The sequence below is a fragment of the Mycolicibacterium sp. MU0050 genome, from assembly GCF_963378085.1.
Taxonomy (GTDB): Bacteria; Actinomycetota; Actinomycetes; order Mycobacteriales; family Mycobacteriaceae; genus Mycobacterium; species Mycobacterium wendilense.
Map to the genome: position 1 here is coordinate 3,291,336 of NZ_OY726395.1, position 16,013 is coordinate 3,307,348.

Below are 16,013 nucleotides of genomic sequence, written 5' to 3' on the forward strand. Positions count from 1 at the left end.
ATAGAAATGGGTTGAAACTGAAGTAAATACTTAACTATTAAACCACCCCCGGGCATTCCTCCGATCGGGTGAGGTCGGCGTGTTTCGACGGACCTACGTTGTGCTCAATCGATCAAGGACAGGAGTTCCGATGAGTACGTGTAACGAGACCGCGGCCGCCATGACCATGCCCGGCAAGGGCATCCTTGCCGCCGACGAGAGCATCAGCACCATGTCGACGCGACTCGAGCAGGTGGGTGTGGTGCCGACCGCCGAGAGCCGCCGCGACTATCGCGAGCTGTTGGTGACCACGGCCGATCTGGCGACGGGGGTATCGGGCGTCATCCTGTGCGAGGAGACCCTGGGACAGGTGTTCAGCGACGGCCGACATTTCCCCGAGGCGATCCGGACGCTCGGCATCCTGCCGGGCATCAAGGTCGATACCGGGGCCAAACCGTGCCCGGGCCTGCCGGGAGAAACCATCACCGAGGGGCTGGACGGGCTGCCTGCCCGACTGGCCGGCTACGCCGAGGCGGGAGCGGTGTTCGCCAAATGGCGCGCGGTATTCACGATCACCGAGGAAAGACCCAGCTGGGGCGCCATCGCGGCGAACTCCAGTGCGCTGGCCCGGTATGCCGCGGCGTGTCAGGAGGCCGACCTGGTTCCGATTGTCGAACCGGAAGTCCTGATGTCGGGTGAACACAGCCTCGAGCGCTGCGCCGAAGTCACGGCGAGCGTGCATGCCGCGGTACGCCAGCAACTCCGCGCGATGAACGTGGACCTGGCCGGGATTGTGCTCAAGCCCAACATGGTGATCGAGGGCGAGGATCATCCGGTCCGGGCCACCCCGGAACAGGTGGCCGAGGCCACCGTCGCCGTGCTCCGGGCCTGGCCGGCCGAGCTGGCCGGGGTGGCGTTCCTCTCTGGCGGGCAGGAGCCCGAGCGGGCCACCGCCAACCTCGCGGCGATGCAGAGCCACAACACGCCGTGGCCGCTGACGTTCTCGTTCGGCCGAGCGCTGGTGTCGCCGGCGCTGGCGGCCTGGCACGGTGACGAAGGCTTGGTCGAGGCCGGACAGCGGGCGCTGGCCAGTCATGTCGCGGCGAACGCCAACGCGCTCCGGGGCCGCGAGAGGCTTCAACCGGCGTGATCGGCGGCCGCGTCGACCGGCACGGTCACCGTGACCGTGGTGCCCCAACCAGGGCGGGAACGGACCGATAGCTGGCCGCCGACCAGCTCGGCGCGCTCACTCATCGACAGCATGCCGTAGCTGGTCGGAGCGCGGTCCGGTGCTGGATCGAAACCGACGCCGTTATCGCTGACCTCTAGGCGCGCCGTGCCGCCATCGTCGACCTCGAACCACACCTTGGCCGTCATGGCCCGCGCATGCTTGACCACGTTCTGCAGACACTCTTGCGCAATGCGGTACAGCGCCACCTCGACGTGTTCGGGCAATCGCCGGTCGGCCAGCTCGAGGTCCAGATCGATTTCGGGTATCGACGAAGCCAGACTGGCCAGCCCGCCGACCAGACCGAGATCGTCCAGCACCGGCGGGCGCAGCCCACCGATCGCCGCGCGCGCCTCGGCCAGCGTCAGATCCACCAAATCGCGGGCCTTCTCCAACTGTTCGGCGGCCTCGGGTCCGTCGGATGCGCCGACCGCCCGCGCCGCCGCATCGAGTCGGTACGTCAGGCTCACCAGCCGTTGCGAGATCCCGTCATGAATATCGCCTGCCAACCGGCGCCGCTCGGATTCCTGTGCGGCAATCACCTGTTCGGCGAAGTTCTCGTGAGCCCGCTCGCGGGCCGCGACCTGGCGGTGCATCCGGGCCTGGTCGAGCGCACCGGCAAGCAGCCTTCCGATCGCGAGCAACAACTCGATGTCCCGACCTGTGAAGTCATGCCGGGCAACGGTGTGCACGTTCAGCACACCAACCAACCCACCGAGTTCGGTCTGCATCGGTACCGAGGCCATCGAGGTGAAGTCCGAACCACGCAGCGACGCGATCGGCACATAGCGCGAATCCTCGTCCTTGTTGTCGGTGATCACCACGGGCGCACGATGACTGGCCACCCAGCCGGACACGCCCTCGCCCAGCGGCATGGTGATCAGACCGACCTGTTCGTCGAACGGGGGCGTCGCACCCGCAAGGGTGAGCGAGCGTCCGGAATCGTCCAGCACGTGCACGAAGCACACGTCGGAAGCGGTGACCGAAGTGATCAGCTCCGCGACGGCCGCAGCCAGTGACTCGACTCCCGGGCCGCTCGAGGTGGCCGCAACGATGCCAAGCAATAGCTCGACCTCGCGATCCTCATCGACCAACCCATGGACCAGGCCGGTCACTGGTAGATGCCTTCACGTAGCGCGGTGGCGACCGCGGCGGTGCGGTCACCGACGCCCAACTTTCGGTAGATGGAGCGCAGGTGGCTCTTGACCGTCTCGTCACCGATCACGAGTTTGCCTGCGATACCGCGATTCGACAGCCCGGCGACCACGAACGCGAGGATCTCGCTCTCCCGCTGGGTCAACCCGTGCCGCGCGCCCGGCCAGAACTCGTCCCGTTGCAACCGCGCCGCGGTATCGGCCGCCCGGGCTGCCAGTCCGGCGTCGATGGCGGTCGAACCGGCCTGCACATACTCGAGCTGACGAACCAATTCGTCGCTGCTGATGCCTTTCAGCAGATACCCCGACGCACCCGCTCGCAGTGCCTGGAACAGGTACTGCTCATCTTCGTACACCGAGAGCAGAACCACTTTGCGGTCCGGGTCCCGTTCCCGAATCGTGCGGCACAGATCCAGACCGCTGGCCCCCTGCATGCGTACATCGCAGAGCACGATATCGGGCTGAAGGCTGGCGATGACGCCCAGCGCATTCTCCGCTCCGACGGCCTCACCGACGACACGGACACGATTCTTGAACGACGCCAACATCGCCTTGAGTCCCTCGATGATCATTTCGTGATCATCGACCAGTACCACCCGCACCGGAACTGCCGCCGTTGCCGCCGTCATGTGTTCACCATAAACGCGACAGCAAGGAACCGTACGAAGAATTCCTGGCAGGTCACCGACCGCACAATTGGGGAACAACCTTCGATTCCCCCACTCGGGGGAGTCGCCAACGGGCATACCGTCATAGCGTCGTGAGGCATCCAGCCCTCAGGAGGTTCTGCTCGTGACATCTCCCCCCGCGACCCTGGTCGCATCCGTACTGCCTGCGGATTTCGCCGAACTCGGCCGCGACGTCACCGCGATCGCGGATGCCGGAATCGACCGGATCCAATGGGATGTGATGGACGGTGTGTTCGTCCCGAACATGACCTTCGGACCCGATGTCATCGCCGCCTGCAGGGACCGGGTGGACATCGGCTTCGAAGCCCATCTGATGGTCGACGATCCCGATCCCATGTTGGCGCGCTGGGTCGAGGCCGGGTGCGAGATCGTCATTGTGCACGCCGAGACATGTCGGCATCTTCATCGAACCCTTTGCGCCATCGAGGATCTCGGCGCCAAGGCAGGAGTCGCGATCAACCCGGCAACCCCACTGTGCGCCGTGGCCGATGTACTCGACCGCACCGATCTGTTGCTCGTGATGACGGTGAATCCCGGCTTCGGCGGCCAACGGTACCTGGCCAGCATGGAATCCAAGATCGCCGCGGCCAGAACGGAAATCGATCGACGCGGGCTTCCCATCGAACTCGAGGTCGATGGCGGCATCGGCACGGCGACCATCGGTCGTGCGGCGCGGGCCGGCGCCGACACATTCTGTGCCGGGTCGGCCCTGTTCAGCAACTCATCCACCATGTCCGAGCAGGCGGCCGCACTGCGCGCCGCGGCCGGCGAACAGACCGGAAGGCTCGTCGCAGGATGACCACCACCACGACGAACACCGTCACCGCGGCCAACGAACGCAAAACACCTTCCTACTCAGCGGAATTGGACGCGCTGGCGATCAACACCCTGCGCTTCCTGGCGGCCGATATGGTGGAGGCCGCCAACAGCGGCCACCCCGGGCTCCCGCTGGGGACCAGCACCATCGCCTGGACCCTGTGGTCGCGCTACCTGCGCCACGATCCGGCGGACCCGCAGTGGCCGGACCGGGACCGATTCGTGCTGTCCGCGGGCCACGGGTCGGCGCTGCTGTACGCGCTGCTGCACCTGTTCGGCTACGACCTGCCGATGTCCGAACTACGCAAGTTCCGCCAACTGGGCTCACGCACACCCGGACACCCCGAGTTCGGCCACACCCCCGGGGTGGAGACCACGACCGGGCCGCTGGGCCAAGGCATCGCCAACGGGGTCGGGATGGCTCTCGCCGAACGGATGCTGGCCGCGCGGTGCAACACCGCTGAACACACCGTGGTCGACCACCGAACCTGGGTGCTCGCCGGCGACGGCGATCTCATGGAGGGGCTCAGCCATGAGGCCGCGTCGCTGGCCGGTCGCCTCGGCCTGGACAAACTGACCGTCATCTTCGACGACAACGACATCACCATCGATGGCGCCGCGTCGAACTCGTGCGCCGATGACGCTGCTGCGCGATTCACCGCCTACGGCTGGCGAGTGGTCTCGGTGCCGGACGGTAACGATGCCGAAGCCCTGGGCCAGGCATTTCGTTCGGCAATGGAGTCCGATGGTCGGCCCACGTTCATCCAGGTCCAGACCACCATCGGCTTCGGCGCGCCGGGCGTGGAAGGTACCCCGAAAGCGCACGGCAGCCCGCTCGGCGCGGCCACGCTCGCCGCGATGCGCAAGCGATTCGATTGGCCCGACCAGTCGTTCCGGGTACCGGATGCGGTCGGCGCCAGCGCGGCTGCGCTCGCCGCCGCCGGGACCATCACACACGCCGAATGGACCCGCATCCACACCGCCTGGCAGTCGGCCAATCCCGAGCTGGCCGCCGATTTCGCACTGGACCGAATCGCGCTGCCCACCGATGCCGCAGATGCGCTCGGCCGCTGCGCCCGCGACGTGGCGGTCGCCGACAGGATGGCCACCAGAAAGGCATCGGGCAAAGCCCTCAACGCCCTGGCCGAAGTCTACCGGGGGCTCGTCGGAGGATCGGCGGACCTCGCCGGGTCGACCAATACCGCGATTCCCGGCGGCGATGTCAGCGCCGATGACTTCAGCGGCCGCACGATACATTTCGGCATCCGGGAACACGCGATGGCGGCCGTGATGAACGGAATGGCGCTGCATCGCGGCCTGCGTCCGTTCGGGAGCACCTTTCTGGTGTTCTCCGACTATCTGCGGCCGGCGCTGCGCCTGTCGGCGTTGATGAAACTGCCCGTCGTCTACATCTTCACGCACGATTCGGTGCACGTCGGGGAGGACGGGCCCACGCATCAGCCAATCGAGCAGATCGAGGCGTTGCGGCTCATTCCGGGGCTGACGGTGCTGCGCCCTGCGGACGCGGCGGAGACCGCGATGGCCTGGCAGCTGGCCGCGGAAAATACCAGTGGGCCAACGGCACTCATCCTCAGCCGGCAGGATCTGCCGACCCTGGGCGGCGACGGGCTCGACGATATCGGTACCCACGGCGCGCGGATCGTCCGGTCCGGCGGCAAGTCCGCCGACGTGGTTCTGGCCGCCAGTGGGTCCGAGGTTGGACTTGCCCTCGAGGCCGCCGAAATCCTCGGTGAACGCGGCGTGGCGACCACGGTCGCATCGGTGATGTGCCGGGAGCGCCTGGAGTGCACATCGCACGGCACGTGGGCCGGGTTCCCGGACGCGCCGGTCGTCTGGATCGAGGCAGGTGTCACCACCGGTTGGCGGGCGCTGTCGAGCTCCCGCGATCGAGTCGTCGGGATCGAACGCTTCGGAGAGAGCGGACCCGGCGCGGCGGTCGCCGCACACATGGGTTTGACGCCCGCCGTGGTCGCGGATGTCGCCGAGGATGCACTGTCGGGCCGAACCGGCTGAGCCTCGGGCGGATTCGTGGTTCGCGGCAAACTGGTCCGATTCCTCGACAATCACCGGGGATCTCGTCGGCGGCCGGTGATGCTCGCGATTGCCGGGGACAGCGCCTCGGGCAAGAGTACGGTCGCCGCGGGATTGGTCAACACGCTGGGGCCGCATCGGTGCCTGTCCATCTCGACCGACGATTACCACCGCTTCGATCGGCTCGAACGCTCGCTCAACGGGATGACTCCCCTGCACCCGGACTGCAATCACCTCGACATCCTCGGCCAGCACCTACAGTTGCTCGCCACCGGGCAGTCCGTCCTCAAACCGGTATACGACCACGCCAGCGGGCGGTTGCTGCGTCCTGTCGTGGTAGATCCCGCCGACTACATCATTGTCGAGGGCCTGCTGCCGTTGCACACCAATCTGTGCCGCGCGTGTTTCGACCTCGCCGTGTATCTCGATCCGGATGACAACGTCCGTCGGGACTGGAAGACCCAGCGCGACTGCGCGTCTCGCGGGTACACCCCCGATCAGGTGCTGACCGAACTTGCCGACCGGGAGTCCGACGCGCAGCAATTCGTATTGCCGCAGCGGGCATTCGCCGACCTGGTGGTGCGGTTCGCACCCATCGAGCAGCGCAACGACCCGCCGGATACGCCGCTGTCGGCGACCCTGCTGCTGCGACCCAACATTCCCCAACCCGATCTCACCTCGGTGCTGCGGCCCGAGATCACCGCCACCATGCACATGGGTCTGGCCAACGATCACGACGGGCGCCCGGTGGACAGCCTGCACGTGCACGGCTACGTCGATCCCGAGGAGTCCGCGCGGGCAGAGAAGCTGCTCTGGCGAGCGCTCACCGAGGACCGGCTCGAGATGACCGACGCGCTCGGTGCGATCGCCGGTGGTCACAGCACCCCGTTGGCGGTGACCCAGATGATGCTGCTGTTCCATCTGCTCAAGGCGACGCGATGACCCGAGCCGCGCTGAACTCCGGCATCCTCGACGTCGGCGCGCGTTCAGACGAGCTGGCCGTGCAAGATTCGGCTGTCGGTTTACCAGCGCCACCGCTGCTCGCCGTCCAATGCCGCGCCATCCACCAACATTGCTGGTCGAAAGCTCGGCGACTACGTCCTCCTCAAGGCAACATGGGGTAATGCACGAACTATCGCTGTGTCACGCCATCGCCGGGGTGGTCAAATCGCATACCGCCGGTCGGCAGGTCGATGTCGTGCGGGTCCAAGTCGGCGCCCTGCGCCAGGTGGTGCCCGAATCGCTGGAGTTCTGCTGGACGTTGGTACGAAGCCATGAGGACATGCCCGAAGCCGAACTCGAACTCGAACTGGTCCCCGCCGAAGTGCGCTGCGGCCAATGCGGACACCGCGGGGGGCTCGAATCACGCTGGGCGGTGTGCTGTTCTCGATGTCGGAGCGGCGAAGTCGAGGTACTGCGCGGCAATGAGTTTCTGGTGACGTCACTCGACGTCACGTGACGAAAGGTCTCACTATGGGTCGATTCCACCGCCACGATGACGGTACGGTGCACGATCACGAACATCACGGGCACGACGGGCACGACGGGCACGACGGGCACGACGGGCACGACGGGCACGACCACGGCGACCATAGCGGATACGGAACCGGCGCCCAACGCGTGGAGGTGCTCGAATCGATCTTCGCCGAGAACGACATCCGCGCCGGCATCAACCGCGATCTCCTCGAGGCGAACGGGATCCGCGCCCTGAATCTGATGAGCTCCCCGGGTTCCGGGAAGACCACCGTGCTGGCGTCCACGCTGGACACCCTGGCCGCCGAGATGGGTATCGGCGTGATCGAGGGCGATATCGCGACCGACCTCGACGCCGCCAAACTGAGTGGTCGCGGCGCACAGGTATCGTTGCTCAACACCAACAACGGCTTCGGCGGCGAATGCCACCTGGACGCCCCGATGGTAAACCGCGCGCTGGCGGGACTCCGGCTGTCCGAGCTGGACCTGCTGGTCATCGAGAATGTCGGAAACTTGGTCTGCCCCGCCGAGTTCGACGTTGGCGAACACGCCAAGGCCATGGTCTACTCGGTCACCGAGGGTGACGACAAGCCCTTGAAGTACCCGGTGATGTTCCGCGCCGTCGACTTGGTGCTGCTCAACAAGACCGACCTGGTGCCGCACCTCGACATCGATGTCGGCGATTACATCGCGAGTATTCGCGCGGTCAACCCCGCGGCGACCATCCTGCCGGTCAGCGCCCGGACCGGCGATGGAATGTCAGCGTGGTACGACTGGGTGCGCAGTTTTGTCGCCGGATAGCACTCAGGAGAAGCGCAGCTGGCGCCCACCGCGCTCGGCGGCACGTTTGATCAAGCTCGCGGCAATCTCGGCGCGACTCCGAGTACGGTGCGAGGCGATGCGCTTGCGCACCACGCCGTCGGCGAAAATTACGACGATGTCCACCGCCCATTGACCGCACTCCTCGACCACGAAGGTTTCGACTCCATGGGCTTCATCGGCGCAGCTCTCAGGACGCACCGCCGTTGGCCGAGCCTTCCACTCTGCCACCCCTTCGCAGGCGCACTCGCGGATTGACTGGGACATCTGAAATCCACTGCTCATCGGCAAAAGCATGTCGAAGGAACCGCCATAAGTGAGGGCTACCTAACCTAACTATTCGAAACTGGCCGCTCCTGACCTCGCCTCGGCCAAACTTGTGATTGACATCACATGCTTGCCGGGTAGACCCTGGACTAACGCCGCGCAAGTGGGCCGACGGTCGACTCCGGCGGCGCAGGGGCTCCAGCCCAGCCCCGGGAAGCTGCAGCATGCCCACGGAAGCAGCAGTCAAAGCAGAAGAAGCACTGATCCATGTTCTGTGGATCAATGCAGGCCTGAGTTGTGACGGCGATTCGGTGGCGCTGACTGCCGCTACCCAGCCCACAATCGAGGAGATCGCGCTCGGGGCGCTGCCCGGTCTGCCCCAGGTCGCCATGCACTGGCCCTTGATCGACTTCGAGTGCGGCCCCGCCGGCGGGGCCGACGACTTCCTCGGTTGGTTCTTCAAGGCCGACCGCGGCGAACTCGATCCGTTCGTGCTCGTCGTCGAGGGCTCGATCCCCAATGAGCAACTCCACGCCGAGGGCTACTGGTGCGGGTTCGGCAACGACCCGGCCACCGGCCAGCCGATGACCACCAGCGAGTGGCTGGACCGGCTCGCGCCGAAGGCCACCGCGATCGTGGCCGCGGGGACGTGCGCCACCTACGGCGGCATCCACGCCATGGCCGGCAACCCGACCGGCGCGATGGGCGTACCCGACTATCTGGGTTGGGACTGGAAGAGCAAGGCCGGCATCCCGATCGTCTGCGTGCCAGGATGTCCCACCCAGCCGGATAACCTGTCGGAAACGCTGACCTATCTGCTGTACATGGCCACTGGTCAGGCGCCCATGATTCCGCTCGACGACGCCCTGCGACCACAGTGGCTGTTCGGCGCCACCGTGCACGAGGGCTGCGACCGGGCGGGTTACTACGAACAGGGCGACTTCGCCAAGGAGTACGGGTCACCCAAGTGCATCGTCAAGCTGGGCTGCTGGGGGCCAGTCGTGAAATGCAATGTGCCGAAGCGAGGTTGGATCAACGGAATCGGTGGCTGTCCCAATGTCGGCGGCATCTGCATCGGCTGCACCATGCCGGGATTCCCCGACAAGTTCATGCCGTTCATGGATGAACCGCCCGGCGGCAAACTTTCGACCGCCGCGTCGGGGATCTACGGATCGGTGGTGCGTAGCCTGCGCCACGTCACCCAGTACACCGTGGACAAGGAACCCAAGTGGCGGCACCGCGGTAAAGAACTCGTCACCGGGGCGCGACGCACCTGGTAGGTGCCGCGTCGACCAACTGCCCGATGGACAACTCGAATAGAAGGCACCAAGATGACAACCATCATCCCCGAGCCGTCACAGATGAAGAACGTGCCGGGCCAACTCGTCGAGATGGCCTGGGATCCGATCACCCGGATCGTCGGCAGCCTCGGCATCTATACCAAGATCGACTTCGAGAGCCGCCAAGTCGTCGAATGCCACAGCACCTCGTCGATCTTCCGCGGCTACTCGATCTTCATGAAGGGCAAGGACCCTCGCGACGCGCATTTCATCACGAGCCGCATCTGCGGTATCTGCGGCGACAATCACGCCACCTGCTCCTGCTACGCGCAGAACATGGCCTACGGCGTCAAGCCGCCGCATCTGGGCGAGTGGCTGATCAACCTTGGCGAGGCCGCCGAGTACATGTTCGACCACAATATCTTCCAGGAGAATCTGGTCGGGGTCGACTACTGCGAGAGGATGGTCTCGGAGACGAACCCCAGCGTGCTCAAGAACGCCGAGAACACTGCGGCGCCCCACGCAGATGCCCACGGTCACAAGACAATCGCCGATATCATGCGAGCCCTCAACCCGTTCTCCGGCGAGTTCTACCGAGAGGCGCTGCAGGTCAGCCGCTATACCCGGGAAATGTTCTGCCTGATGGAGGGCCGGCACGTCCACCCGTCCACCCTCTATCCCGGCGGCATCGGAACCACCGCCACCATCCAGTTGATGACCGATTACATGACCCGGCTGATGCGCTACGTCGAGTTCATGAAGAAGGTCGTGCCCATGCACGACGATCTGTTCGACTTCTTCTACGACGCGGTTCCCGGCTACGAGCAGGTCGGCCTGCGGCGCACGCTGCTCGGATGCTGGGGCAGCTTCCAGGACCCCGAGGTATGCAACTTCGACTACAAGGACATGGAGCGCTGGGGCAGGGCGATGTTCGTGACACCGGGCGTGGTGGTGGACGACAAGCTGGTGACGACCTCGCTGGTCGACATCAACCTGGGCATCCGGATCCTGTTGGGCAGTTCGTATTACGACGACTGGACCGATCAGGAGATGTTCGTGCAACGCGATCCGTTGGGCAACCCGGTCGACCGCCGGCATCCATGGAACCAACACACCAATCCGCGGCCACAAAAGCGCGATATGGAAGACAAATACAGCTGGGTGATGTCCCCTCGCTGGTTCGACGGCAAGGATCACCTCGCCCTCGACACCGGCGGTGGACCGCTTGCGAGGCTGTGGACAACGGCGCTTGCCGGGCTGGTCGACATCGGCTACGTGCAGTCGACGGGTCACAGCGTGAAGATCAACCTACCCAAGACCGCGCTGAAGGGACCCGTCGAGCTGGAGTGGAACATTCCCGAGCACGGCAGCAACACGCTCGAGCGCAACCGGGCCCGGACCTACTTCCAGGCCTATGCCGCTGCGGCCGCACTGCATTTCGCGGAGAAGGCGCTCGTGGAGATCCGCGCCGGGCGTACCAAGACCTGGGAGAAGTTCGAGGTGCCCGAGGCGGGCATCGGCTGTGGCTTCACCGAGGCCGTCCGCGGCGTGCTGAGTCACCACATGGTGATCCGGGACGGCAAGATCGCCAACTACCACCCCTATCCACCCACGCCGTGGAACGCCAACCCGCGGGACAGTTACGGAACGGCTGGGCCCTACGAAGATGCCGTCGCCGGCAGTCCCATCTTCGAAGAGAACGACCGCGAGCACTTCAAGGGCATCGACATCATGCGTACCGTGCGCAGTTTCGATCCGTGTCTGCCGTGCGGTGTGCACATGTACCTCGGGGAGGGCAAAACCCTGCAGAGACTGCATTCACCGACGCAGACGGCCACCGGGGAGTAGGACATGACCGGCCGCGCCAGTCCCCCGGGTGATGACGGCCGGTGGCGTACGGCCGGTGACCGCATCGAGACCCTGCTCGATGCCGCCGGCACCGGGACGGGCGGCCCCCGGGGGCGGGAGCGTGCCGAACAACTCGTCCGCGAGGTCGTCGAACTCTACGGTGAAGCGCTGCAGCGCATCGTGGCGATGGCCGAGGATCACCACCTGGAGCAGCTGGCCGAGGACGATCTGGTCGCCAGCCTGCTCCTGGTGCACGGCCTACACCCGCACGACCTGAGGCGTCGGATCTCGGATGCATTGGACCGGGTCCGCCCGTACCTCGGGTCACACGGCGGGGATGTGGATCTCCTCGAGATCACCTCGGGACCCGAGGGTGCCACCGTGCGGCTCCGCTTCACCGGCAGCTGCAAGAGCTGTCCATCCTCGGCGATCACCCTCGAGTTGGCCGTCGAGGATGCCGTCCGGGCCGCCGCCCCCGAGGTGACCGCCATCGAAGTGGTTGCCGCGCCGGACAGTCCCTCCGAGCCCGCCGCGGCGGTGATTCCCGCCGAATCCCTGCTGGGCCGGGTGCGCGCACATCCGACCCGGACGTCCTGGCACCCCGTTCCCGACATCGCGGATCTGGCCCCCGGCGAGGTCGGCGGATTCGACGTGGGTCCTTACGTCGTGCTGGCCTGCCTTATCGGAGACAACCTCTACGCCTACCGGGACCACTGCCCATCATGTGATGACTCCATGGCCGGGGCGGTCCTGCACCGCGTCCTGGGATCACGCGACCCGGTGCTGCGCTGTCCGCACTGCGGCGCCCATTACGACGTCGTGCATGCCGGAGCGGGCCTGGCGGAAACAACCGGGCACCTCGAGCCGCTGCCGCTGCTGGTTCGTGACGGGGTGCTATCGCTGGCCATGGACGTCGCGCCCACCGGGGTCTCAGCATGAGTGGACCGTATGACGTGTTGTCGCGCATCACTTCCCGCCGTCCTCAACCGGTAGCCGGCGAGCGCTGCGAGATGTGCGCCGAAGATATCGGCGACCACCATCAACACGTGGTCGATGTCGTTGGCCGCCAACTGATGTGCGTATGCCGCGGATGCTATCTGCTGTTCACCGACAGCCGGGCGGACCTGCGCTACCGGGCCGTACCGGACCGGTTTCTGTCGTTCCCGGAGTTCACCGTGGACCGCCATGCCTGGAGCGCACTGCAAATCCCTGTCGAGGTCGCCTTCTTCTTCCGCAACTCGGCATTGGACCGGGTTGTCGCGTTCTATCCGGGCGCGGCCGGGGCATGTGAATCCGAGTTGGAACTCGACCTGTGGGATGCGGTCACGGCCGGGGACGACCGGAGCGCATTGCTCGCCGACGATGTCGAAGCGCTGCTGATCCGGATGCCCGAAATCGGGACACCGCAATGCTTTCTGCTCCCGATCGACACCTGTTACGAATTCGTCGGCGGGCTGCGTTCGTTATGGCGCGGCTTCGACGGCGGCACCGACGTCCACGCATTCATCGACGGGTTCTTCGGCACGATCGGCGAGCGGGCCAAGGAGGTTCCACCGTGAGCGATCTGACGTTCACCGTGGTCAACGTCGAGCCGGAACCCTATGCGGCGACGCCGGTGCTGGCGGCGCACATCGCAGTGTCGGCGCGCACCGAGGACCCCGTCCACGCGATCGCATTGCGCTGCCAGGTGCGTATCGAACCGCTGCGGCGCGGATACTCCGACGCCGAGGCCGCGGGACTGCTCGATCTGTTCGGCCCACGATCGCGCTGGGCCCAAACCCAGCAGACCTTCCTGTGGCAGCAGGCCGCCACGATGGTGCCCGGATTCACCGGCACGGCCACCGTCGACCTACCGTTGGAGTGCACCTACGACTTCGAGGTCTCTGCGTCGAAGTATCTGCACGCGCTGCGCGACGGATCGCTGCCGCTGCAGTTCCTGTTCAGCGGAACTGTTTTTCGCAAGGGTGCCAACGGATTATGGGTGCAGCAGGTGCCCTGGGACCGCGACGCCCGCTACGATCTGCCGGTATCGGTGTGGCGCGAGCTGATCGACACGCACTATCCGAGCCTGGGTTGGGTGCGGCTGAGCCACGACACCATCGCCGCCCTGGCCGCGTACAGGTCGCGACGCGGTCTACTGGGCCTCGACGACGCGCTGGCCAGCTTGTTGCCGTTGCCGGAGGACGTGCCGTGAGCGTCGACAGCACCGTGATGGACCGGGCCCGCGCAGTAGCCGACGCGGTGCTCTACGAGGGCTACCTGCTCTATCCATACCGCGCCACGTCGAGCAAGAACCAGGCGCGTTGGCAGTTCGGTGTGCTCGGCCCGCCCGGCGCTGAGCGCGCGGGTCTCGGCGAGAACTCCTCGATGTCGGCGCAATTGCTCGTCCGCGACGCCACCGGGCTCCGACTGATGGTGCGGTTCCTGCATCTGCAGCACCGCCGTGCCGAACGCGCACTGGAGTCGGGCGGATACCGACTGGTCGACGAACTCAGCACACCGACGGGCTCCTGGATGACCTGGGATGAAGCCGTCGAAACGGAGCTTCACTACGGCCCCTGGGATTTCAGTGATTCCCAACGTTGCTTTCCGGTCTCCGCGCCCGCGGCCACCGATATCGAGGAGCTGACCGGCGGCCGACTGGTGCGGGAGCGGCGCTGCGTCCACGGACTGCTGGACGTCACCGTCGAAGTCGCGGGAGCCGTCGACCGGGTCACCGTGACCGTCCACAACACCGGTGCCCCCGCAGTCGACCGCCACGACGCGATCGCCCGGTCGATGATCGGCACCCATGTCATCCTCGAAACCGTGTCGGGCGGCTTCGTGTCGCTACTCGACCCCTCCGCTGACGCCCTGGTGGCGGCGCGCGGCTGCGAGCGCCACCGCTGTTTCCCGGTGCTGGCCGGACCACCCGGCTGCGATGAGCTGGCGCTGATCTCACCGATCATCCTCTACGACCACCCCGAGATTGCCGAGGCGAGTCGAGGCGAACTCTTCGACGCAACGGAGATCGACGAGATCCTGACGCTGCGGGTGATGACGATGACCGACGAAGAGAAGAACCAAGCTCGGGCCACCGATCCACGTGCCGCTCGCATCATCGATCAGTGTGACGGCATGTCCGCCGAGGCGATGTTGGACCTGCACGGCATCTTGCGCAATCCGCACGCCGACCGACATTGTCGGCCGGCCGGACTGATCCCGGAGATACCCGACGGTGTGCAGTGGTGGGACCCGTTGGCCGACAACGCCGTTGCCCCGGAGACAGACGGCGTCCTGATCAGCGGCGTGCGGGTGGCACGCGGCAGCAGAGTCCGGCTGCGACCGGTCCGACGCGCGGATGCCCAGGACATGTTCGTCGCCGGAAAAACGGCCCGGGTCACCTCGGTGCACGAAGACGTCGACGGCGAGAAGCATGTCGGCGTGGTCGTCGAGGACGATCCGGGCGCGCCCCTTCGTGAAAGTTACGGTCGCCACCTGTATTTCTCCCCCGACGAGATCGAACCCTTGCCGGAGACCGAACCCTAGATCCCGAAAGGAGCTTCTCATGGACGTAGTTGGGTGGACCGCCACCGCGGTGGTCGCATTGGTACTACTGGCGGCTGCGGCGGTCGGAGTGCGGTCGATTCCAGATATCCGGCGTTACCTGAAGATGCGACAGATGTAGATCGGTGGCGGTACGCATCCTCGTTGCCGGGATCGGCAACATCTTTCTCGGCGACGACGGCTTCGGCCCCGAGGTGATTCAACACGTCGTCGTCGACAATCCCGATGTGTGCGTCGTCGATTACGGTATCCGCGGCATGCACCTGGCCTACGACCTGCTGTACGGCTGCGGCATCCTGGTGCTCGTCGATGCGCTCCCGGACCGGGGTGCCCCCGGACAGGTGCGGGTCTTCGAGGTCGATCGCGAATCGCCTGAGACGGTGCCGATGCTGGACGCCCACGGGATGGATCCCGCCGCGGTGTTCGCCAGCCTCCGAGCACTCGGCGGCAGCCCGCCACGCACCATCGTGGTCGGCTGCCAGGTACAGGCCGTCGCCGAGGGGATCGGTCTGTCCGATCCGGTCCGCGGCGCGGTTCCCGGTGCGGTGCAGGCAGTCGAGACCACCGTGGCGTCGTTGCTGGTATCCGGCGGCGCGCTGTCGGGGAGCGCGGACTGATGTGCCTTGGCATTCCCGGCCAGGTGGTTCGGCTACTCGACGGGTATTCCGGTCAGCTCGCACTCGTCGATGTCGCCGGTGAGCATCGCAAGGTGAACATCGGCATGCTGCCCGACCAATCGTTGGCCCCGGGTGACTGGGTCATCATCCACATGGGCTTCGTCATGGAGCGGACCGACGCCGCCGGTGCCGCCCAAGCGATGGCAGGACTGGAAATCATCGGACGCGGCGAAGCCCCGCCGTAA

At 66.0% G+C, this 16,013-nt stretch carries 18 protein-coding genes; 15 read left to right on the forward strand and 3 right to left on the reverse strand.

All coding sequences use genetic code 11. The features are described 5' to 3' along the window. The first annotated feature begins 130 nt into the window (after positions 1-130). On the forward strand, positions 131-1,129 hold the full coding sequence (locus R2K23_RS15585; protein WP_316510474.1) for a class I fructose-bisphosphate aldolase: 999 nt from the start codon (positions 131-133) through the stop codon (positions 1,127-1,129). On the opposite strand, the gene R2K23_RS15590 is transcribed toward R2K23_RS15585, so the two are convergent. After that, a complete protein-coding gene (locus R2K23_RS15590) occupies positions 1,117-2,313 on the reverse strand; it encodes a GAF domain-containing sensor histidine kinase (protein WP_316517319.1) in 1,197 nt (398 codons plus the stop codon). The genes R2K23_RS15585 and R2K23_RS15590 overlap by 13 nt on opposite strands. A 5-nt stretch (positions 2,314-2,318) precedes the next feature. Then, a complete protein-coding gene (locus tag R2K23_RS15595; RefSeq protein ID WP_126334643.1) occupies positions 2,319-2,990 on the reverse strand; it encodes a response regulator in 672 nt (223 codons plus the stop codon). 163 nt (positions 2,991-3,153) lie between these two features. Here R2K23_RS15595 and rpe point away from each other — a divergent pair, with 163 nt between their 5' ends. From rpe to hypB, 5 genes are all read left to right on the forward strand, one after another. Continuing rightward, on the forward strand, positions 3,154-3,849 hold the full coding sequence (rpe, locus tag R2K23_RS15600; protein WP_316510475.1) for a ribulose-phosphate 3-epimerase: 696 nt from the start codon (positions 3,154-3,156) through the stop codon (positions 3,847-3,849). Beyond that, complete coding sequence (gene tkt / locus R2K23_RS15605) at positions 3,846-5,900, forward strand: transketolase (RefSeq protein ID WP_316510477.1); 2,055 nt, start codon at positions 3,846-3,848, stop codon at positions 5,898-5,900. The genes rpe and tkt overlap by 4 nt, the downstream gene beginning before the upstream one ends. A gap of 75 nt (positions 5,901-5,975) precedes the next feature. Then, positions 5,976-6,860, forward strand: coding sequence for a phosphoribulokinase (locus R2K23_RS15610; RefSeq protein ID WP_258538491.1), 885 nt, complete (start codon positions 5,976-5,978; stop codon positions 6,858-6,860). A 181-nt stretch (positions 6,861-7,041) separates the two neighbouring features. Then, positions 7,042-7,377, forward strand: a complete 336-nt coding sequence (locus tag R2K23_RS15615) for a hydrogenase maturation nickel metallochaperone HypA (RefSeq protein WP_126334646.1) — start codon at positions 7,042-7,044, stop codon at positions 7,375-7,377. A 14-nt stretch (positions 7,378-7,391) separates the two neighbouring features. Further along, entirely contained in the window at positions 7,392-8,192 is an 801-nt protein-coding gene (gene hypB / locus R2K23_RS15620) for a hydrogenase nickel incorporation protein HypB (RefSeq protein WP_316510480.1), read from the forward strand. A 3-nt stretch (positions 8,193-8,195) separates the two neighbouring features. Here the strand turns inward: hypB and R2K23_RS15625 are convergent, their stop codons facing one another. Then, on the reverse strand, positions 8,196-8,507 hold the full coding sequence (locus tag R2K23_RS15625) for a hypothetical protein (protein ID WP_316510482.1): 312 nt from the start codon (positions 8,505-8,507) through the stop codon (positions 8,196-8,198). A gap of 194 nt (positions 8,508-8,701) precedes the next feature. Here R2K23_RS15625 and R2K23_RS15630 point away from each other — a divergent pair, with 194 nt between their 5' ends. The 9 genes from R2K23_RS15630 to R2K23_RS15665 are packed head-to-tail and all read left to right on the forward strand — an operon-like array spanning position 8,702 to position 16,013. Next, complete coding sequence (locus tag R2K23_RS15630) at positions 8,702-9,757, forward strand: NADH-quinone oxidoreductase subunit B family protein (RefSeq protein WP_126334648.1); 1,056 nt, start codon at positions 8,702-8,704, stop codon at positions 9,755-9,757. 51 nt (positions 9,758-9,808) lie between these two features. Then, positions 9,809-11,605, forward strand: a complete 1,797-nt coding sequence (locus R2K23_RS15635) for a nickel-dependent hydrogenase large subunit (RefSeq protein ID WP_316510485.1) — start codon at positions 9,809-9,811, stop codon at positions 11,603-11,605. Positions 11,606-11,608: 3 nt separating this feature from the next. After that, positions 11,609-12,544 carry a NifU family protein gene (locus R2K23_RS15640; protein ID WP_316510487.1) on the forward strand — a complete coding sequence of 312 codons (936 nt, stop codon included), beginning with the start codon at positions 11,609-11,611 and terminating at the stop codon, positions 12,542-12,544. Continuing rightward, positions 12,541-13,164, forward strand: a complete 624-nt coding sequence (locus R2K23_RS15645) for a DUF5947 family protein (RefSeq protein ID WP_316510489.1) — start codon at positions 12,541-12,543, stop codon at positions 13,162-13,164. Before R2K23_RS15640 ends, R2K23_RS15645 begins: the two co-directional genes overlap by 4 nt. Next, on the forward strand, positions 13,161-13,799 hold the full coding sequence (locus tag R2K23_RS15650; protein ID WP_316510491.1) for a DUF6084 family protein: 639 nt from the start codon (positions 13,161-13,163) through the stop codon (positions 13,797-13,799). Before R2K23_RS15645 ends, R2K23_RS15650 begins: the two co-directional genes overlap by 4 nt. A 17-nt stretch (positions 13,800-13,816) precedes the next feature. Next, positions 13,817-15,133 (forward strand): hypothetical protein, encoded by a 1,317-nt coding sequence (locus tag R2K23_RS15655; RefSeq protein WP_316517321.1) that lies wholly within the window; start codon positions 13,817-13,819, stop codon positions 15,131-15,133. Positions 15,134-15,152: 19 nt separating this feature from the next. After that, positions 15,153-15,272, forward strand: coding sequence for a DUF6893 family small protein (locus R2K23_RS24880; protein WP_396892125.1), 120 nt, complete (start codon positions 15,153-15,155; stop codon positions 15,270-15,272). A 4-nt stretch (positions 15,273-15,276) separates the two neighbouring features. Then, on the forward strand, positions 15,277-15,768 hold the full coding sequence (locus R2K23_RS15660) for a hydrogenase maturation protease (RefSeq protein WP_316510492.1): 492 nt from the start codon (positions 15,277-15,279) through the stop codon (positions 15,766-15,768). Next, positions 15,768-16,013 carry a HypC/HybG/HupF family hydrogenase formation chaperone gene (locus tag R2K23_RS15665; RefSeq protein WP_316510493.1) on the forward strand — a complete coding sequence of 82 codons (246 nt, stop codon included), beginning with the start codon at positions 15,768-15,770 and terminating at the stop codon, positions 16,011-16,013. The genes R2K23_RS15660 and R2K23_RS15665 overlap by 1 nt, the downstream gene beginning before the upstream one ends.